This is a genomic window from Shinella sp. NM-101 (genome assembly GCF_021401195.1).
In the GTDB taxonomy this organism is placed as follows: domain Bacteria; phylum Pseudomonadota; class Alphaproteobacteria; order Rhizobiales; family Rhizobiaceae; genus Shinella.
Genome location: NZ_JACBFT010000005.1, coordinates 139,986 through 159,120, shown reverse-complemented (window position 1 = coordinate 159,120; position 19,135 = coordinate 139,986). Strand labels below are relative to the sequence as shown.

Below are 19,135 nucleotides of genomic sequence, written 5' to 3'. Positions count from 1 at the left end.
CCATGAGCTTCGTCATCCGCACCGCCGTGCCCGGCGACATCGCCGCCTTTACCGAAATCTACCGGGAATCCGTGCTGAACGGCGTGGCGAGCTACGAGATCGACCCGCCGTCGCTCGACGAGATGGCGGCACGGTTCGAGGCTATCGCTGGCAAGGGCTATCCCTATATCGTGGCCGTCGAGCAGACCGGCCTCATCCTCGGCTATGCCTATGCCTCCGCCTTCCGCACGCGCCCGGCCTATCGCTGGCTGGTGGAGGACTCGGTCTATCTCGCGCCGGACGCACGCGGCAAGGGCGTCGGCAAGGCGCTGCTGGCGGAGCTCATCCGCCGCTGCACGACTCTCGGCTTCCGCCAGATGGTCGCCGTCATCGGCGGCGCGCACCCGGCCTCCATCGCCGTGCACGCCGCCGCCGGCTTCGAACACAGCGGCCGCATGACCGCAACCGGCTTCAAGCACGGACGCTGGCTCGACACCGTCTTCATGCAGCGCCCGCTTGGCGAGGGCGCCCAAACCGAGCCGCCGGCGACGGATTATCCGGCGACGATGGCGTAGGCCGGGAAGGCGGGCCGGGGTTCGCACAGGCGGGCTCGGCGCGGAAATCCACGGAAGCATCCCGCCTTCGAACGAGAGGCGGCCGGAATCACTCGGCGATGATCTTGAACTTCTCGCCGGGCTTGACCGTGCTCGTCGCGGTCATGGCATTGATCAGCCGGAAGAGGTCGAGCTTGCGGTCGGTGCCCATCATGCGGCCGGCAAGCGAGGCGACGGTGTCGCCCGGGCGGGCCGTGACGACGCGCACGCGCAGCGGTTTCAGCGAGGCCGTTTCCGCTGCCGTCAGCTTGCGGAACGAGCCCTTGAGGATCGCCGCCGTCGGCTCCAGCGCCTTGGATCCTGCCGGCACGGCGGTCAGGAAGCGGTAGATCTGGCTGTCGATGCGCACCACGGTGACGTCGAATTCCCAGCGGTCGGCGGCGGCCCGGGCGGTGGCGCCCGGCAGGCCGTTGATCGTGATGGGCCGGATGGTCTCGGGCTTGAGGCCCGTCACCCAGCCGCTCGAGATGTAGTTGACGAGGTCCTGGCCGCGGCTGTCGGCGACGCCGTCGAAGCGGATGGCGACGTCGCCGGGACCGGTCGCCAGGACCGCATCGGCCTTGTTGTCGATCTGGAAGCCTTCCGGCACGTCGAAGCGGATGCCGAGCTTGCCGTGCAGGAAGGTCTCGCCGCGCACATAGCCCTCTTCCGGCGCATCGCCGTAGAGCAGGCCGTCGATGCCGGCGAGGTAGTAGTCGCGGCCGCGGTCGCCGATCGTGCCCTCCGCCCCGAAGGCGCGGGCGTGCAGGCGCGCAAGCTCGACGCGCTGCGGCGCGTTCGGGTGGCTCGACAGGAAGTCGAGGCTCTGGTCGGCGTCGGGATCGACCGCGGTGAAGCGGGCATAGGCGGCCATGGAATCGAGGAAGCGCGCCGCGGCATAGGGATCGTAGCCCGCCTCGCCCAGCATGCGCACGCCGATGACGTCGGCCTGGAGCTCCTGGTTGCGCGAGAAGGCGGCAAGGCGCAGCTTGCCGCGCGCCAGCGCCTGCTTGCCGGCGATGTTGCTGGACAGCACCTCGGCGACGACGCGGCTCGCGATGACCTCGGCCTCTTCCTTCTTCTGCCGCTCGATGCCGTGGTTGGCGGTGACGTGCGCCATTTCATGCGACAGCACGGCGGCCACTTCCGAGGCGTCGTTGGCGAGCGCCAGCAGGCCGCGCGTCACATAGAGATAGCCGCCCGGCAGCGCGAAGGCGTTGATGGCCGGGGAATTCAGGATGGTGATGCGGTAGGACTGGTTCGGGTTTTCCGAAACGGCCGTCAGCGCGCCGGTGATGCGGGCGACGAGCCGCTCCGTCTTGGCGTCCTTGTATTCGCCGCCGTAGCTCGCCACGATGCGCGGATGCTCGCGGGCGCCCATCTGGGCGCGCGGATCGTTCTTCTGCACCTCTTCGACGATCTGCGGGTTGGAAGAGGGCGAGACCGTCGGCTCATAGCTCTGCTCGATGAGGGACTGGCAGCCGGCCAGCAGCGTGCCGGCAAACAGCAGGGCCGCGACGGGCCTTGCGACCCCGCGTCCGGATACCGTTGCAGCTTCCTGCGTTGCCTTCGCCATGTCTCTTGCCCAAGCCCCTTGATGGGTCCGCGCCCGTGCCACAGCCCTCGGCTGCGGTGCGAACGCGCATCGTCGCGCCTTCGAACGGATGAGATAGACGCGCCATACCCGGCCGGCAACTCCCGATTCGACAAACGGTTTTCCTGTGGCTCCGGTGACACAGGGGGGCGACCAAATTGTGGCGCCCCGCCCCGCCAAATCGCCCCTCCCCTCGCTAAATGCCGGAACGGCCGAGGAATTTTGCAACGGCAGGTGGATCGTTGCGTGCAAGGAAATCCGCCGCCGGTACATCGAGGAGGATCGAGCCGGCCTCCAGGAACAGCACCCGCTCGGCAAGGCGGCTGATGTCCTCGGGCTGGTGGGTGATGAAGAGGAGCGTGCTCTTCGTCTCGGCATGAAGCTCCGCGATGAGCCGCGCCATGTCCGCCCGCATGGCCGGATCGAGCGCGGCGAAGGGCTCGTCGAGCAGCAGGATCGGCCGGCGGCGCACCAGCGCGCGGGCGAGCGCCACGCGCTGCCGCTCGCCGCCGGAAAGCGAGCCCGGCAGGCGCTTTTCGTAGCCGGCAAGGCCGACGCGGGCGAGCGCGGCGCCGATCGCCTCACGGCCCGCCGCATCCAGCCTCAGGCCCGGATCGATGCCGAGGCCGATATTGTCGGCGGCGGAAAGGTGGGCGAAGAGGTTGTTGTCCTGGAAGACGACGGAGACCGGCCGCTCCGCCGGATCGCGGCCGGCCATGTCCTTGCCGAACAGCGCGACGCTGCCGCTTGCCGGCCTCTCGAAGCCGGCGATGACGTTGAAGAGCGTCGACTTGCCGGCGCCCGAGGGGCCGGCGACGGCGACGGCGGCCCCTGCCGGAATGGCGCAGTCGAAGGCGAGGCGCTTTTGCGCGAAGCGCACGGTGACGTCGGCAAGGGAAATGGCGGGATCAGGCATCGGAGCCGGGTCTTTCGGTTTGGCGATCAGTGGCGGTCGAGGGCAGCGTCAGCAGCAGGCACAGCACGCCGAGGATCAGCGCGATGCCCGCGGCATCGGCCGTGCGGTAGCTCGCCATGCGGGAATAGAGCAGCCAGGGCAGCGTGACGAAGCCCTCCGCGCCGAAGATGGCGACGGCGCCGAGATCGCCGAGCGACAGCGCCATGGCGAAGGCGAAGGCGGTGAGGAAGGGTTTCTTCAGCGCCGGCCAGTCGATGCGCAGGAAGCGCCGCCAGCCGGTGACGCCGAGGCTGAGCGCGAGGCGCGCGGTGCGGGAAAGATGCGTGCGATAGGCGGGCTCCAGCACGCGGATGACGAAGGGCAGCGCCATCAGCGCGTTGAGCACGGTGACGACGAAGGGCGCGAAGCGGCCCGTCTCGCCGAAGGTGCGCAGCATCAGGAACCAGCCGGTGGCAACGACGACCGGCGGCACCAGCAGGATCAGCGAGCCGACCGCCGGCAGCGCGCGGCCCATCAGCCGCGTCGCCGCCCCGCCGTCGCCGCTTTCGGCAAGGCGCGGCACCAGCACGACGGGAAGGGCGACGGCAAGGCTGAGGGCGGCGGAGGCGAGCGAGATGGCAAGGCTGGTGGCGAGCGCGCGGTGGAGCTGCGCATCGGCCGCCAGCCGGCCGAAATCGGCGGCAAGGCCGGAGACGAGGGTGGCGGCGAGCGGGGCGGCGGTGAAGAGCGTGAAGAGGAGGATGACGAGGCCATCCGGAACGCGCCGCCGGCGGCCGTCGAAGCGGCGGATGGCGCGGCCGGCGGTCATGCCTTCCTCCGGCGGGCGGCCGAAGAGCGAGATGAGCCAGAGCAGCGCCGCCGTCACGGCGATCTGCAGGAAGGCGAGCAGCACGGCGCGCTGGGGATCGAAATCGAAGCGCAGCGCCTGGTAGATCGCGACCTCGATGGTGGTAGCCGCCGGCCCGCCGCCGAGGGTGAGCACGATGGTGAAGCTCGTCGCGCAGAGCATGAAGACGAGGCCGGCGATGCCGGGCAGCACGCGGCGGATGACCGGCCATTCGATGAGCCGGAAGACCGCGCCGGAACCCATGCCGAGATTGGCCGAGGACAGCCAGTATTCCGGCGGGATGCGGTCGAGCGCGGCGAGCAGGAAGCGCGCGGCGAGCGGCAGGTTGAAGAAGACATGGGCGATGAGGATGCCGGCAAGCCCGTAGACACTAACCGGGCTTTCGAGGCCGGCAAGGCGCAGGAGATCGTTGACGACGCCCTGCCGCCCCCAGATTCCGACGACGCCGAGCGCGGCGACCAGCGCCGGCAGGCCGAGCGGCACGACGGAGAGGCGGACGATCCAGACGCGGCCGGGAAAAGTTCGTTGCCGGGCAAGCGCCCGGGCGACAGGGATGGCGAGCAGGATGGAAAGCAGCGTCGAAAGCGCCGCCTGCACCAGCGTGAACCGCGCGACGCGGCCGATATAGGCATCGAGGAGCGGCGCGCCACTGCCGCCGCCCGCATGGGCGAGCAGCAGGGCGGTCGCCGCGCCGACAAAGAGCAGCACGCCGCCGAGGGCAAGGCCCCCGGCGATGTCCAGCGTCCGTCGTTCGGCGCGGGCGAAGATCATGCTACTTGGCACTCATCGCGCCGAGCCATTCGTCGATCCAGGCCTTGCGGTTCGCCGCGACCTCGTCCGACGACATCAGGAAGGTCTTTTCCGGCTTCACCAGCGCGTCGAAGGCGGCCGGCAGCGGATCGCGGGTCCTGGCGGCCGGCATCATCCAGTTGGTTTCCGGGATGATCGACTGGAAATCCGGCCCCGTCATGAAGGTGAGGAACTGCCGGGCGAGGTCCTTGTCATGGGAGGTGCGTGTCAGGCCGGCGACCTCGATCTGGATGTAATGGCCCTCGGAGAAGGCGGCGGCCTTGTAGCGCTCGGTATTCTCGGCGATCACATGATAGGCCGGCGAGGTCGTGTAGGAGAGCACCATCGGCGCCTCGCCCTTGGTGAAGAGGCCATAGGCTTCCGACCAGCCGGGGGTGACGGTCAGCACGCGGTCCTTGAGCTTGGCCCAGGCTTCCGCCGACTTGTCGCCATAGACGGACTTCACCCAGAGCAGCAGGCCGAGGCCGGGCGTCGAGGTGCGCGGGTCCTCGATGACGATCTTCTCCGACGGGTCGCCCTCGACCAGCTCCTTGAGGCTTGCCGGCGGGGTCTTCAGCGCCTCCGTGTCGTAGACGACGGCGAAGTGGCCGTAGTCGTAAGGCAGGAACGTATCGTCGGAGAAGCCGCCGGGAACTGTGAGGCCTTCCGGCTTCAGGCCGTGCGGTTCGAAGAGGCCGGTCGCCTTGGCTTCCGAGATCAGGTTGGTGTCGAGGCCGAGCACCACATCGGCCTTCGTGCCCTCGCCTTCCAGCTTGAGGCGGGTCAGCAGTTCCACGCCGTCGGCGACGCCGACCCATTCGACCTTGCAGCCGCAGGTCTTCTCGAAGATCTCCTTGACCTTCGGCCCCGGGCCCCATTCGGCAACGAAGCTCTCATAGGTGTAGACGGTCAGCGTCTTTTCCTGTGCGAAGGCAGGAAAGGCCAACGATACGGCGAGCGCCGTGATGGAAGAAAGAAATGCCGTGCGCATCAGCGCCTCCTTGTCTGGTCACAAACGGGAATAGGGCGCTGGATTGAGCCGTCTAATCCCTCCGCCGGTACGAGCCGGATCAGGTTCTTCGGGTTGGCGAACGCCTCTCAGCCGGCAGGTCGGAACCTGCGGGGCACCCCGTTAGAGCGGAAGAAGGCATAATCCCGTGCGCTTCGGCGCGCAAGGGGTGGCGGCGGAAACCGTGCGGCATCTTGCGCGGCGGCGGTCGTGCAGCGGGGCTGCCCGTCACCTTGAGCCTTTCCCCGCAAGCGGGGAGGGGACTTGCCCAGCGCATCGTTGCGGGTTCAGGAAAACGGCGCGGCATATCCCCTTCGCCGCGCAGCCAAGGAGCAAGTGGCCGGCAGGCCGGATGAGGGGCGAACGCTTCCGCGATTGCCCTAGGTCATGGAGATCAGCCGCCCGCAGCGGGCGTCCCGAGCGCCTTCTCGATCGCCGGATAGAGCCCATCTTTCAAACTCTTGTCATCGAACGGACCGACCCGCTTGTAGAGGATCGTGCCATCAGGCCCGACGAGGTAGGATTCCGGGATGCCGTAGACGCCCCAGTCGATCGCCATCTTGCCGACGGGATCGAGGCCGATGGCCGAGAAAGGATTGCCGAGCTCGCCGAGGAAGCGCAGCGCATTCTCGCTGCCGTCCTTGTAGTTGACGCCGACGACCGTGATGCGCGGGTCCTTCGACAGCGCCAGGATGACCGGGTGTTCCTGCCGGCAGGGCACGCACCAGGAGGCCCAGAAATTGACGAGCGTCAGCTTGCCCGCGGCCGTTTGCGCCGTCAGCGCCGGCACAGGCGTGCCGTCCTTCGTGGCGCCGGCGAGCGGTTCGAGGTCGCGGAAGGGCGCCTTGGTGCCGATCAGCGCGGAGGGGATTTCCGAGATGTCGCGGCCGGAATTGAGCTGCGTCCAGAAGATCAGTGCAAGGCCGAGGAAGATCGCGAGCGGCAGCGCGGCAAGGATCAGGCGCGTGCGCTTGCCCGCGTCCCCGGCATTGCCCTCGTTCTCGCTCATCGTGCGTCCTCGCTGCGCGCGGAGCGGCGGCGGATGCCGGCGGCTTCGAGCTGCTCCAGCTCGCGGCGTCGGCCGCGGTGGTCGATGAAGACCCAGAGCACGAGGCCGAGCGTGACGGCGAAGGCCGAGACATAGGATGCGGTGACGTAGAAGGCGTGGCTCATGCGGCGCCTCCCGCGCGGCCGGCGGCACGGGCGGCGTGTCGCCGCAGCACCGCGATGCGCCGGCGCAGGATCTCGTTGCGCATGGCAAGGATGTGCAGCGTGAAGAACAGCATGGTGAAGGCGACGGCCATGACGAGCAGCGGCCAGAGGAATTCCGGGTCGATGGTCGGGCCGTCCATGCGGATGACGCTCGCCGGCTGGTGCAGCGTGTTCCACCACTCGACCGAGAACTTGATGATCGGGATGTTGACGAAGCCGACGAGGATCAGCACCGCGCTGACCTTGGCGGCGCGCGTCGGGTCGTCCATGGCGCGGCCGAGGGCGATCAGGCCGAGATACATCAGGAACAGCACGAAGACGGAGGTCAGCCGCGCATCCCATACCCACCATGTGCCCCACATCGGCTTGCCCCAGAGCGAGCCGGTGATGAGCGCGACGAGCGTGAAGCAGGCGCCGATGGGGGCGGCCGCCTTGGCCGAGACGTCGGCGAGCGGATGGCGCCAGACGAGCGTGCCGAGCGCGGAGAGCGCCATGACCGAATAGCACATCATCGAGAGCCAGGCCGTCGGCACATGCACATACATGATGCGCACCGTCTCGCCCTGCTGGTAGTCACCCGTCGTCGCGAAGGAGAGGTAGAGCCCGACCGCAAAGAGACAGAGCGTCAGCCCGGCAAGCCACGGCCAGACGATGGCGACCAGCGCCAGGAACCGCGTGGGGTTGGCGAGGTCGGTGAATTTGCGGATGGCAAGGCTCGGTTCGCTCATGATGGTTCTTTAACGCGGAAGCACCCGGTCTTCAATTGATCTGCCGCAATCGCCTTCTGTCAATTTGACGCGTCAGTCGCTGGAAAGGCGAAGGGCCGCGGCCGCCGCGACCGGGCCGATGACGGCAAAGAACAGGTTGAGTGCGACAAGAATGAGGAAGGGCGGCAGGAAGGGGGCGGGATCCTGGATCGCCGCATAGACCGCGCTCACCCCGAAGATCAGCACGGGAATGGCGAGCGGCAGCACGAGGATGGAGACGAGCAGGCCGCCGCGCGGCAGCGCCACGGCCACCGCCGCGCCCGCCGCGCCGATGAAGGTGATGGCGGGCGTGCCGGCCAGAAGGGTCAGCGTCGTCGCGCCGATGGCCGTCTCGTCCATGTTCATGAAGAGGCCGAGCAGCGGCGAGGCGAGGACGAGCGGCAGGCCGGTCGCGATCCAGTGGGCGAGGCACTTGACGAAGACCGTCAGCACCAGCGGCGTCTCCTGCATGAGGAGAAGATCGAGCGAGCCGTCCTCGCGCTCGGCCTGGAACAGCCTGTCGAGGCCGAGGAGGGAGGCGAGCAGCGCGCCGATCCACAGGATGGCGGGGCCGATGCGGGCGAGGAGATTGAGATCCGGCCCCACGCCGAAGGGAATGACGGCGACGACCGTCATGAAGAAGAGGACGCCGACCAGTGCGCCGCCGCCGGCGCGCACGGAGAGTTTCACGTCGCGGAGGAGGAGGGAGATCATGCCCACTCTCCCGCATAGGAGGCAGGCTCGAAGCCCTTCATGTGCAGTTCCTTCACGTCCTCCAGCCCGAGCGGCTGGTGCGTTGCGGCAAGCGCGATGCCGCCGCGGGAAAGGTGGGCGTTGACGAGGCCGGCGAACATGGTCTCGGCGGCGGCGTCGAGGGCCGCGGTCGGCTCGTCGAGGATCCAGACCGGGCGCCAGGAAACGAGGAGCTTGGCCATGGCCATGCGGCGCTGCTGGCCGGCCGAGAGATAGCCGAAGGGAAGGTGGGCGATGCTGCCGAGGCCGACCGCCTCGACCGCTTCGTTGACCGAAACGCCCGTGCCGCCGGCAAGGTCGCCGAAGAAGGTTTTCCAGAAGGAAAGGTTCTCCTCGACGGTGAGTTCCCGCTTCATCGCGTTGCGGTGGCCGAGATAGTGCGCGGCCTCGCCGAGCCGCCCGACCGGTTGCGCTGCAGCAAGGAGTTCCGCGGTCCCCGAATGGGCCGGCAGGAGGCCCGCCAGGACACGCAGCAGCGTGGACTTGCCGGAGCCGTTCGGCCCCTTGACGACAAGCGCTTCACCGCCATCGATTTCAAAGGAAATATCTTGGAAAATCAGGTCCTCGCCGCGTCTGGCGCTCAATGCTTCGGCGACGAGCCGCATGTCACTTCACTTTCCCTTTACGACCTTGGTCGCAATGCAAAAAAATTGTCCCGATTTACCGCCGGGCAGTCTGGATCGTTTCTTAGAAATTATCTATAACGCCCGCAACACGCCAGCGGTCGGCGTGAATTTCATCCAAGCGCCGAACACGGGAATGATTTCCGCGTACGGACAGCGGAAATGACCGCACCCGCATCCCATACGCGCTAAACGCGCACGGGCGTTCGTACGTCAGCTTTCTGGCGCCAGACGAGACGGGGTAAAAGATGTCCAAGTCCCTGGATAGTTTCAATTGTCGTTCGGTCCTTACGGTCAACGGCACCGACTATGTGTATTACAGCCTTCCGAAGGCCGAAGCGAACGGCCTTGCCGGCGTCTCGAAGCTGCCCTACTCGATGAAGGTGCTTCTTGAGAACCTGCTGCGCTTCGAGGACGGCCGCTCGGTCACCAAGGAGCACATCCTTTCCGTCGCCGAATGGCTGACGAACAAGGGCACGGTCGAAAACGAGATCGCCTATCGCCCGGCGCGCGTTCTGATGCAGGACTTCACCGGCGTTCCCGCCGTGGTCGACCTTGCGGCGATGCGCGACGCGATGGTCTCTCTTGGCGGCGACCCGGAGAAGATCAACCCGCTCGTGCCCGTCGATCTCGTCATCGACCACTCGGTCATCGTCGACGAATTCGGCACGCCGACCGCCTTTGCCCGCAACGTCGAGCTGGAATACCAGCGCAACGGCGAGCGCTACCGCTTCCTCAAGTGGGGACAGCAGGCGTTCAAGAACTTCCGCGTCGTTCCCCCGGGCACCGGCATCTGTCACCAGGTCAATCTGGAATATCTGGGCCAGACGGTTTGGACCAAGGAAGAAGACGGCGAGATCGTCGCCTACCCGGATACCTGTGTCGGCACGGACAGCCACACGACCATGATCAACGGCCTCGGCGTTCTCGGCTGGGGCGTGGGCGGCATCGAGGCGGAAGCCGCCATGCTCGGCCAGCCGGTCTCCATGCTTCTGCCCGAGGTCATCGGCTTCAAGCTGACCGGCAAGCTCAAGGAAGGCGTCACGGCGACCGACCTCGTGCTGATGGTCGTACAGATGCTGCGCAAGAAGGGCGTCGTCTCCAAGTTCGTCGAATTCTTCGGCCCCGGCCTCGACAACATGACGCTCGCCGACCGCGCGACGATCGGCAACATGGGCCCGGAATACGGCGCGACCTGCGGCTTCTTCCCGGTCGACGGCGAGACCGTCAACTACCTCACCATGTCCGGCCGCGAAGAGCAGCGCATCGCCCTCGTCGAAGCCTATTCGAAGGCTCAAGGGATGTGGCGTGACGGCGACGGCTCCGACCTCGTCTTCACCGACACGCTCGAACTCGACCTCGGCGACGTGGTTCCGGCCATGGCCGGCCCGAAGCGCCCGGAAGGCCGCATCCCGCTCGAAAACATCGCCTCCGGCTTCGCCGCGTCGATGGACAACGACTACAAGAAGCCCGGCCAGCTTGCGAACCGCTACGCGGTCGAGGGCACGGACTACGACCTTGGCCATGGCGACGTCGCCATCGCCGCCATCACGTCGTGCACCAACACGTCCAACCCGTCGGTCCTCATCGCCGCCGGCCTTCTCGCCCGCAACGCGGTCGCCAGGGGCCTGAAGACGAAGCCCTGGGTCAAGACGTCGCTGGCGCCGGGATCGCAGGTCGTCGGCGAATATCTCGCCAAGTCGGGCCTGCAGGCCGACCTCGACAAGCTCGGCTTCAACCTCGTCGGCTTCGGCTGCACGACCTGCATCGGCAATTCCGGCCCGCTGCCGGCGCCGATCTCCAAGACGATCAACGACAAGGGCCTGATCGCCGCCGGCGTCCTCTCGGGCAACCGCAACTTCGAAGGCCGCATCTCGCCGGACGTGCAGGCGAACTACCTCGCCTCCCCGCCGCTCGTCGTCGCCTATGCGCTCGCAGGTTCGGTCCAGAAGAATCTCACCAGCGAGCCGCTCGGCGAGGACCAGGACGGCAATCCGGTCTACCTCAAGGACATCTGGCCGACCTCGCAGGAAATTCAGGAGTTCATCCTGAAATACGTCACCCGCGCGCTCTATGCCGCCAAATATGCCGACGTCTTCAAGGGCGACGAGAACTGGCAGGCCGTGCAGGTGCCGGCGGGACAGACCTACGCCTGGGACGACCAGTCGACCTATGTGCAGAACCCGCCCTACTTCGTCGGCATGGGCAAGACCGGCTCGGGCCTCAAGAACATCGAGGGCGCGCGCGTCCTCGGCCTCTTCGGCGACAAGATCACCACCGACCACATCTCGCCTGCCGGCTCGATCAAGGCGGCCTCGCCGGCCGGCGCGTATCTTACGGGTCACGGCGTCGCGGTGGCGGACTTCAACCAGTACGGCACGCGCCGCGGCAACCATGAAGTCATGATGCGCGGCACCTTCGCCAATATCCGCATCCGCAACCACATGCTCGGCCCGAACGGCAAGGAAGGCGGCTACACGATCCACTATCCGACCAAGGAAGAGATGTCGATCTACGACGCGGCCATGAAGTACAAGGCCGAGGGCGTTCCGCTCGTCATCTTCGCCGGCGTCGAATACGGCAACGGCTCCTCGCGCGACTGGGCGGCCAAGGGCACCAACCTTCTCGGCGTCAAGGCCGTGATCGCACAGTCCTTCGAGCGCATCCACCGCTCCAACCTCGTCGGCATGGGCGTCGTGCCCTTCGTCTTCGAGGACGGCACGACCTGGGCCTCGCTGGACCTCAAGGGCGACGAGATCGTCACGATCGAGGGCCTGGAAGGCGACATCAAGCCGCGCGAGAAGAAGATCGCCAGGATCACCTATTCCGACGGCACGGTGAAGGAGGTTCCGCTCCTCTGCCGCATCGATACGCTGGACGAGGTCACCTACATGAACAACGGCGGCATCCTGCAGACCGTTCTGCGCGACCTCGCAGCCTGAGCGGGTTCAGCCCGAGAAACGAAGTGCCGGGGCCGAAAGCCCCGGCATCTTTCGTTTTCGGCCGGAAAAATCTCACTCCATCGTGACTTCCTGTTGAAGCGGCAAGGGCGTAAGACGGGCCCGAAAGGCTGGCCATGGCCGGCGCTCCATTGGGAATGACCATGCCGAGACCGCACATACCGGAATGTCTGGCGATCCTGCTGGCGCTCGGGGCCGGCGCCGCCCATGCGCAGGACGCGGGCGCGCCGAAGGGCGTCGTCGAGCTTTTCACCAGCCAGGGCTGCTCCTCGTGCCCGCCCGCCGACAAGGCGCTCGAAACGCTGGCGCGCGAAGGCAAGGTCGTCGCCCTTTCCTATCACGTCGACTACTGGAACTATCTCGGCTGGACGGACACGCTCGCCTCGAAGGACAATACCGATCGGCAATATGCCTATGCCCGCATGTTCGGCCGCAACGGCGTCTACACGCCGCAGGCCGTGCTGAACGGCCGCGAGCACATCAACGGCGCCGACATAACAGGCATCCGCGCGCGCATCGCCTCCATGCCGGATGAGGGCAAGGGGCTGAAGGTGCCGGTCGACGTGGAGGTGAAGAACGACGAGCTGCGCATCCGCGTGGGCCCGGGCGAGGGCAAGGCCAACATCGTCATCGCCTATTTCGAGCAGGAACGCACGATCGACATCGACAAGGGCGAGAACCGCGGCAAGACGGTGAACTACTGGCACTCCGTGACGGACATGGAAACGATCGGCATGTGGGAAGGCAAGGAGACCAACCTGGTGCTTCCCGCCGACATGCTGAAGAAGAAAAAGAAGGCCGGCGGCTGCGCCGTGCTGATCCAGCGCATGAAGAGCGCCGACACGCCCGGCGCCATCCTCGGCGCGAGGGTGCTGACGGGCGAGCGCGCTTCCCGCTGAGCAAACCTCCCCGATGGGGAGGTCCGGTCCGGCTTCTTCGAGGGGCTGGGGCTTGAGGGTTCGAAGAAACACGAACCGGACCGGGACGAAGCTGCCGGCAACGGAATACAGGGCAGCCTCGACAGACGCTTGCCATACCAGACCGGCTTCCCGCACAGGCAGCCGGCCGGCATGGCGGCGACGGGCGAACTCTCTCCTTTAATTCGGGCTTCTGTTTGTCTGAAATGCGGCGATACGGATTTTTGCGAAAACGCATGCCCTGCCCCCTCCGCCTTGCATTTCGGCGCCGGTCAGGCACACTGTCACCGTGCCGTCACAGACGAGGTGCGGAGATTCGATGACCGATCAGCCGGATTTGCAGGCGCCCAACGTGGTGGTCGACCTCAGGGAATACCGGGACAGCAGGGACCCGCTGCCGGTGACCTTCCATCGCCGGGAACTCGATGCGATCCTCTGGGTCTACGGTCGCATGGTCGGCGAGGGTGAGTGGCGCGACTACGCCATCGACCACCTGCGCGACAGGGCGGTCTTCTCCGTCTTCAAGCGCTCCGGCGAAATGCCGCTCTACCGCATCGAGAAGAACCCGAAGCTCGCCGCCAAGCAGGGTGCCTACAGCGTCATCAACCAGCACGGCACCATCCTCAAGCGGGGCCACGAGCTGAAGCAGGTGCTGAAGGTCTTCGACAAGGTGCTCCGTCTCGTCGAGACGTAAGGCTTCCGTCTCGCGATCCCCGCCCGCCGCCGCTGTCCCGGGGTTAACCCGAGGATCCGCCGCCCGGCACACCCTTGCTTTCCTAGGGAGCATCCGGCATTTGCCCGAGCGGGAGCCGCGCGCGGACGAATGCGCCATGTGCCGTCCGCCGGTTCCGGCCGCCAAAATCTTTCCCTTTCCCGGAAACATGCGCTAAGGGCATCAGCCATGACCATGCCGGCAACCACAGACCAGACCTTCGTCGTCCTCCTCGGCGGCGCGCTCACCGTGACGCCGCGTCTTCGCGCGGACATGGCCGGCGCGCGCGTCGTGGCGGCGGATGGCGGCATGCGGCACGCGGCCTGCCTCGGTGTCACGCCGGAACTGTGGGTCGGCGATTTCGATTCCACCCCGCCCGAACTCATCGCTGCCTGGCCGGATGTCGAGCGGCAGCCCTGGCCGGCCGCCAAGAACGAGACGGACGGTGCCATCGCGGTCTCCGCCGCCGCCGAACGGGGTGCGCGCAGGATCGTCCTTGCCGGCGCGCTCGGCGGCGAGCGCAGCGATCACGCCATGATGCACCTCGTCCATGCCGTCTTCCTGGAGGAGGAGGGCTTTTCCATCAAGCTCACCTCGGGCGAGGAGGAGGCGTGGCCGCTGCTGCCGGGCACGCGCGAGATCGACCTGCCGAAGCACAGCCTCTTCTCCGTCCTCGGCCTTTCGCCGCTCTCCGGCCTCTTCATCGACAACGTGCGCTATCCTCTCGCCGATTTCTCGCTGCCCTTCGGCTCGTCCCGCACCATCTCCAATGTCGCGGAAGGCCCGATCCGCCTTTCGCTCGCCTCCGGCCGCGCGCTCCTCATCGCCCGGCCCTATGACTTTTCAGGAGCCTGACCCTTGGCACCGCCCATTCTCAAACTCGACGACATCTTCCTCAGCTTCGGCGGCACGCCGCTGCTGTCAGGCGCGAGCCTGCAGGTGGAGCCGGGCGAGCGCATCTGCCTCGTCGGCCGCAACGGTTCCGGCAAGTCGACGCTGATGAAGATCGCCGCCGGGCTTGCCGAGGCGCAGTCGGGCGAGGTCTTCCGCCATCCCTCCGCGACGATCCGCTACCTGCACCAAGCCCCCGATTTCGACGGCTACGACACCGTCGCCGCCTATGCCGAGGCGGGCCTCGGCCCGAGCGACGACCCTTACCGCGTCACCTATCTCCTCGAACATCTCGGCCTTTCCGGCAACGAGGACCCGAAGTCGCTTTCGGGCGGCGAGGCGCGCCGGGCGGCGCTCGCCCGCGTCATGGCGCCGGAGCCGGACATCCTGCTCCTCGACGAGCCGACCAACCATCTCGACCTTCCCACCATCGAATGGCTGGAAGGCGAGCTGCAATCGACCCGCTCGGCCCTCGTCGTCATCTCGCACGACCGCCGCTTCCTGGAAAAAGTCTCCAACGCCACCGTCTGGCTCGACCGCGGCCAGTCGCGCCGTCTCAATCGCGGCTTTGCCCATTTTGAGGCCTGGCGCGACGAGGTGCTGGAGGCCGAGGAGCTGGAACAGCACAAGCTCGGCAAGGCCATTGAGCGCGAGGAGCACTGGCTGCGCTACGGCGTGACGGCCCGGCGCAAGCGCAACATGCGCCGCCTCGGCGCGCTGCACGACCTGCGCGCCCGCTACCGCGGCCACAAGGGCCCGCAGGGCAGCGTGCAGGCGAGCGCCTCCGACGCGCAGGAATCCGGCAAGCTGGTCATCGAGGCGGAGAAGATCACCAAGAGCTACGGCGAGCGCACCATCGTCGCGCCCTTCTCGATCCGTGTCCACCGCGGCGACTGCATCGGCCTCGTCGGCCCCAACGGCGCCGGCAAGACGACGCTGCTGAAGATGCTGACCGGTGAACTCGCGCCCGACAGCGGCTCGGTCAAGCTCGGCACGAACCTGGAAATCGCCACGCTCGACCAGCGCCGCGAGGACCTGAACCTCGACGACACGCTCGCCCACTACCTCACGGACGGGCGCGGCGAGACGCTCCTGGTCAATGGCGAGCAGCGTCATGTCACCGGCTACATGAAGGAATTCCTGTTCCAGCCGGAACAGGCCCGCACTCCCATCCGCAACCTGTCGGGCGGCGAGCGTGCCCGGCTGATGCTGGCCCGCATCCTCTCGCGCCCGACGAACCTGCTCATCCTCGACGAGCCGACCAACGACCTCGACATCGAGACGCTGGACCTCTTGCAGGAACTCGTCACGGGCTTTGCCGGCACGGTCCTCCTCGTCAGCCACGACCGCGACTTCCTCGACCGCACCGTCACCTCCACCATCGCGCCGGCCGATCCGGAAAACCCGGATGGACGCTGGATCGAATATGCCGGCGGCTACACGGACATGATGGCCCAGCGCCGCGGCGCGATCGAGGAGAAGCGCAAGGCGGAAAAGGCCGAGAAGGCGAAGGTTGCCGATACGCCCTCCGCCGGTCCCACGGACGGCAGGGGCAAGGCAAAACTCTCCTACAAGCAGAAATTCACCCTCGAAAACCTGCCGAAGGAGATGGAGAAGGCGGAGAAGGAGATCGCCGCCCGCGAGGCGAAGATGGCCGATCCGAACCTCTTCGCCAAGGACCCCGCCACCTTCAATCGGCTCGCCGCCGAGATGGAGACGCTGCGCGACGGCCTGACGAAGATGGAAGAGGAATGGCTGGAGCTGGAAATGCTGCGCGAGGAGCTGGAGGGCTGAGGAGCCTCGTCCCGCCCGCCGCCGGCAGAAAGCTGCCGGATTGATTCGCGCGCGCAGGAGCGTTATCTAGGAACCTCGTGGTGATTTGGCCGGCCGGCTTGCAGCCACGTTAAACAAGTCGCTAAAGGGCCGCGCGAGGAAGAGCCTTACGTGGACCGGTTGCGACATCGTTGCGGCCGGTTTTGTTTTGGATCGAGTTGAAACATGCCCATCAAGATTCCTGATACGCTCCCTGCCTTCCAGACCCTCGTCGACGAGGGTGTGCGGGTGATGACCGAAACGGTGGCGATCCGGCAGGACATCCGCCCGCTGCAGATCGGGCTGCTCAACCTCATGCCGAACAAGATCAAGACGGAAGTGCAGATGGCGCGCCTCGTCGGCGCCTCGCCGCTGCAGGTCGAGCTGTCGCTGGTGCGCGTCGGCGGCCACCGCGCCAAGAATACGTCGGAAGACCATCTGCTCGCCTTCTACGATACGTGGGAGGAGGTGAAGCACCGCAAGTTCGACGGCTTCATCATCACCGGCGCGCCGGTGGAGACCCTCGACTACGAGGACGTCACCTACTGGGACGAGATGAAGCAGATCCTCGACTGGACGAAGACCAATGTCCATTCGACGCTCAATGTCTGCTGGGGCGCCATGGCGGCGATCTATCATTTCCACGGCGTGCCCAAGCGCACGCTGGAGGAGAAGGCCTTCGGCGTCTACCGCCACCACAACCGGAAGCCCTCGTCGGTCTATCTCAACGGCTTCTCGGACAATTTCGAGGTTCCCGTCTCGCGCTGGACGGAAATCCGCATCGAGGACATCCGCGCGGTGCCGGAACTCGACATCCTGCTCGATTCCGACGAGACGGGCGTCTGCCTCGTGCAGGAGAAGGCGGGCAACCGGCTCTACATCTTCAACCACGTCGAATATGATTCGACCTCGCTCGCCGAGGAATATTTCCGCGACGTCTCGGCCGGCGTGCCGATCAAGCTGCCGAAGAACTATTTCCCGCACAACGATCCGTCGCTGCCGCCGCAGAACCGCTGGCGCGGCCACGCGCACCTGCTGTTCGGCAACTGGATCAACGAGATCTACCAGACCACGCCCTACGACCTTGAAGAAATCGGAACGGGAGCCTGACCCATGAGCCGCATCGTCATTCGCCCCCTGCATGAAGACGATGAAGGCGAATGGCGGCGCCTGTGGACCGCCTATCTCGCCTTCTACGAGACGGTGCTGCCGGATGAAATCTTCGCCAGCACCTTCGCCCGGCTGACCGGCGTGGCGGCGGAAGGCGAATATCGCGGCCTCCTCGCCACGCTCGACGGCAGGCCCGTCGGCCTTGCGCATTACCTCTTCCACCGTTCCTGCTGGACCATCGGCAACATCTGCTACCTGCAGGATCTCTATGCCGACCCCGAGGTGCGCGGCAGCGGCATCGGCCGGGCGCTGATCGAGGGCGTCTATGCCAAGGCGAAGGAAGCAGGCGCGCCGGAGGTCTACTGGATGACGCAGGAATTCAACGCCACCGCCCGCCGTCTCTACGATCGCATCGCCGACAAGACGCCCTTCATCGTCTATCAGAAGACCTTCTGAAGGCGGCTAAAAAGTATGATTTTTTAGTTGCGGGCCTGCGGGAATCGCAGCAGGCTGGCAGCGCAAGTTCGCTGGCGAGGAGACAGAGGCGTGGATGCAGGAAATGAAATCTTCGGGCGCCTCGAAAAGGGCGGGGCGGTCGAGCGCATCGCGATCTCCGGTGGCGGGCTGACGGCGCATGTGCTGACCTTCGGCGCCATCATCCAGGACCTCAGGCTTGCGGGGCACGATGCTCCGCTCGTGCTGGGTTTCGAGGATCTCGCCTCCTATCTCGACCATTCCCCCTATTTCGGCGCGACGCCGGGCCGCTGCGCCAACCGCATCGGCGGCGGCCGGTTCTCCATCGACGGCATTGCCTACCAACTCGAATGCAACGAGCGCGGCGTGACGCACCTGCACGGCGGCAGCGACGGAACCGGCCGGCAGACCTGGCAGGTCGCGCAGCAGGGCGCGGATTTCGTCACCCTGACGCTGACCGATCCGGCCGGCCGCGCCGGCTATCCCGGCAATTGCGCCATCGCCTGCACCTACCGGCTACCCGGCGACGGCGTGTTCTCCGTGACCTACGAGGCGACGACGGATGCGCCGACGCCCGTCAACCTCTGCCAGCACAGCTATTTCATCCTCGACGGCAGCGCCGACGCGCTCGGCCACGACATCCGCCTTGCCGCCGATCACTACCTGCCCGTCGACGAGAACCTCATCCCGACCGGCGAGATCCGCCCGGTCGCCGGCACGCCTTTCGACCTCACAGGCTGGACGCCGATGCGCCGCCAGGTCGAGCCGGGCGGCGTCGCCTTCGACCACAATTTCTGCCTCTCGCGGGAGCGGCAGGCAAAGCGGCCGGTGGGTGCGGTGCGCAGCCCCCTCTCCGGCATCTCGCTCGAGGTCCTGACCACCGAACCCGGCGTGCAGCTCTATACGGGCGCGAAGGTGAACCCACCCGCCCCCGGCCTCGGCGGCCGCCGCTACGGCCCCTTCGCCGGCTTCTGCCTGGAAACCCAGGTCTGGCCGGACGCCGTCAACCACGAGAACTTTCCGCCCGCGGTGCTGCGGCCGGGCGAGACCTTGCGGCAGGAAACGGACTACATCTTCCGCCGCGCATGAGCGTGCTCGGCCCGCGTAGTCAGGACAAGGCTGGCCCCCACCATCCTCGCGGATGACCATGCCGGTACTTCAAGGTGGTCGGAAGATCGCGAGCCCACTGCGCGAGCGG

At 66.7% G+C, this 19,135-nt stretch carries 18 protein-coding genes and 2 riboswitches; of the genes, 9 read left to right on the top strand and 9 right to left on the bottom strand.

Annotated elements, in window-relative coordinates:
- Positions 1-2 precede the first annotated feature (2 nt).
- On the top strand, positions 3-554 hold the full coding sequence (locus tag L0976_RS12200; protein WP_234187539.1) for a GNAT family N-acetyltransferase: 552 nt from the start codon (positions 3-5) through the stop codon (positions 552-554).
- Between the two features lie 88 nt (positions 555-642).
- On the opposite strand, the gene L0976_RS12195 is transcribed toward L0976_RS12200, so the two are convergent.
- The 9 genes from L0976_RS12195 to ccmA form a co-directional block, all read right to left on the bottom strand.
- Positions 643-2,148, bottom strand: coding sequence for a M48 family metalloprotease (locus L0976_RS12195; protein ID WP_370643646.1), 1,506 nt, complete (start codon positions 2,146-2,148; stop codon positions 643-645).
- A 214-nt stretch (positions 2,149-2,362) separates the two neighbouring features.
- Positions 2,363-3,082 (bottom strand): thiamine ABC transporter ATP-binding protein, encoded by a 720-nt coding sequence (thiQ, locus tag L0976_RS12190; protein WP_234187538.1) that lies wholly within the window; start codon positions 3,080-3,082, stop codon positions 2,363-2,365.
- Positions 3,075-4,700 (bottom strand): thiamine/thiamine pyrophosphate ABC transporter permease, encoded by a 1,626-nt coding sequence (gene thiP, locus L0976_RS12185; protein ID WP_234187537.1) that lies wholly within the window; start codon positions 4,698-4,700, stop codon positions 3,075-3,077. Before thiP ends, thiQ begins: the two co-directional genes overlap by 8 nt.
- 1 nt (position 4,701) lies before the next feature.
- Positions 4,702-5,709: a thiamine ABC transporter substrate binding subunit gene (gene thiB / locus L0976_RS12180; protein ID WP_234187536.1), complete on the bottom strand. Its 1,008-nt coding sequence runs from the start codon at positions 5,707-5,709 to the stop codon at positions 4,702-4,704.
- 39 nt (positions 5,710-5,748) lie between these two features.
- A riboswitch (TPP riboswitch) is annotated at positions 5,749-5,860 on the bottom strand.
- A 261-nt stretch (positions 5,861-6,121) separates the two neighbouring features.
- Positions 6,122-6,736: a DsbE family thiol:disulfide interchange protein gene (locus L0976_RS12175; protein ID WP_234187535.1), complete on the bottom strand. Its 615-nt coding sequence runs from the start codon at positions 6,734-6,736 to the stop codon at positions 6,122-6,124.
- Complete coding sequence (gene ccmD / locus L0976_RS12170) at positions 6,733-6,900, bottom strand: heme exporter protein CcmD (protein WP_203316838.1); 168 nt, start codon at positions 6,898-6,900, stop codon at positions 6,733-6,735. The genes L0976_RS12175 and ccmD overlap by 4 nt, the downstream gene beginning before the upstream one ends.
- The gene (locus tag L0976_RS12165; RefSeq protein ID WP_234187534.1) at positions 6,897-7,667 is read right to left on the bottom strand and encodes a heme ABC transporter permease; all 771 of its coding nucleotides are present in this window, start codon (positions 7,665-7,667) and stop codon (positions 6,897-6,899) included. Before L0976_RS12165 ends, ccmD begins: the two co-directional genes overlap by 4 nt.
- Positions 7,668-7,739: 72 nt before the next feature.
- Positions 7,740-8,399 carry a heme exporter protein CcmB gene (gene ccmB / locus L0976_RS12160; protein WP_203316836.1) on the bottom strand — a complete coding sequence of 220 codons (660 nt, stop codon included), beginning with the start codon at positions 8,397-8,399 and terminating at the stop codon, positions 7,740-7,742.
- Positions 8,396-9,043, bottom strand: coding sequence for a heme ABC exporter ATP-binding protein CcmA (gene ccmA, locus L0976_RS12155; protein WP_234187533.1), 648 nt, complete (start codon positions 9,041-9,043; stop codon positions 8,396-8,398). The genes ccmB and ccmA overlap by 4 nt, the downstream gene beginning before the upstream one ends.
- Before the next feature lie 266 nt (positions 9,044-9,309).
- Between ccmA and acnA the strand changes: the two genes are divergently transcribed.
- From acnA to L0976_RS12115, 8 genes are all read left to right on the top strand, one after another.
- Positions 9,310-12,003 carry an aconitate hydratase AcnA gene (gene acnA, locus L0976_RS12150; RefSeq protein ID WP_234187532.1) on the top strand — a complete coding sequence of 898 codons (2,694 nt, stop codon included), beginning with the start codon at positions 9,310-9,312 and terminating at the stop codon, positions 12,001-12,003.
- A 161-nt stretch (positions 12,004-12,164) separates the two neighbouring features.
- Positions 12,165-12,920, top strand: coding sequence for a thioredoxin family protein (locus L0976_RS12145; RefSeq protein ID WP_203316833.1), 756 nt, complete (start codon positions 12,165-12,167; stop codon positions 12,918-12,920).
- A 337-nt stretch (positions 12,921-13,257) separates the two neighbouring features.
- Positions 13,258-13,632 (top strand): DUF2794 domain-containing protein, encoded by a 375-nt coding sequence (locus L0976_RS12140; protein ID WP_203316832.1) that lies wholly within the window; start codon positions 13,258-13,260, stop codon positions 13,630-13,632.
- Positions 13,633-13,845: 213 nt separating this feature from the next.
- Entirely contained in the window at positions 13,846-14,505 is a 660-nt protein-coding gene (locus tag L0976_RS12135) for a thiamine diphosphokinase (protein WP_234187736.1), read from the top strand.
- Positions 14,506-14,508: 3 nt separating this feature from the next.
- Complete coding sequence (locus L0976_RS12130) at positions 14,509-16,335, top strand: ABC-F family ATP-binding cassette domain-containing protein (protein WP_234187531.1); 1,827 nt, start codon at positions 14,509-14,511, stop codon at positions 16,333-16,335.
- A gap of 67 nt (positions 16,336-16,402) precedes the next feature.
- Positions 16,403-16,480: riboswitch (SAM riboswitch) on the top strand.
- A 59-nt stretch (positions 16,481-16,539) separates the two neighbouring features.
- Positions 16,540-17,463 carry a homoserine O-succinyltransferase gene (gene metA, locus L0976_RS12125; RefSeq protein WP_203316830.1) on the top strand — a complete coding sequence of 308 codons (924 nt, stop codon included), beginning with the start codon at positions 16,540-16,542 and terminating at the stop codon, positions 17,461-17,463.
- A 3-nt stretch (positions 17,464-17,466) separates the two neighbouring features.
- Positions 17,467-17,919: a GNAT family N-acetyltransferase gene (locus tag L0976_RS12120; RefSeq protein ID WP_234187530.1), complete on the top strand. Its 453-nt coding sequence runs from the start codon at positions 17,467-17,469 to the stop codon at positions 17,917-17,919.
- 90 nt (positions 17,920-18,009) lie between these two features.
- Positions 18,010-19,026 carry an aldose epimerase family protein gene (locus L0976_RS12115; RefSeq protein ID WP_234187529.1) on the top strand — a complete coding sequence of 339 codons (1,017 nt, stop codon included), beginning with the start codon at positions 18,010-18,012 and terminating at the stop codon, positions 19,024-19,026.
- Positions 19,027-19,135 lie beyond the last annotated feature (109 nt).